Genomic DNA, 408 nt, shown 5'->3' on the forward strand with positions numbered 1-408 from the left:
CTCCTGACCTTTCTTGTCTTCGATGCGCAGTTCGTTGTAACCGCCGCCGCCCATGGAACTCAGGGTCTTGAAGGTGCTGCGGGTCTTGTTCGCTGGTAGCTCGTACGGGACGGTGTTTTCCTTGTGGTACAGGCAGCCGCTGATCAATGGCTGATCGGGATCGCCTTCAAGGAAGGTGACCAGCACTTCCATGCCAATGCGCGGGATGGCGATGCCGCCGTACTGGGCGCCGGCCCAAGCGCTGGAGACGCGCAGCCAGCAACTGGTCTTGTCGTCGGCCTGACCTTCGCGGTCCCAATGGAACTGGACTTTGACCCGGCCGTATTCGTCGCAATGGATTTCTTCACCTTTTGGGCCGGTGACCACCGCGCTCTGGCTGCCGAGGATGCGCGGTTTCGGGTGGCGCAG

General features: G+C 61.5%; 1 protein-coding gene. It reads right to left on the reverse strand.

Features of this window, described 5'->3' with window-relative positions; genetic code table 11:
• Positions 1–408: type VI secretion system tip protein TssI/VgrG (tssI, locus tag CXF97_RS14020; RefSeq protein WP_157830895.1), on the reverse strand; the 408-nt coding region annotated here is incomplete at both ends.

Origin of the sequence: Pseudomonas sp. Choline-02u-1, from assembly GCF_002836515.1 — a bacterium.
Taxonomy (GTDB): Bacteria; Pseudomonadota; Gammaproteobacteria; order Pseudomonadales; family Pseudomonadaceae; genus Aquipseudomonas.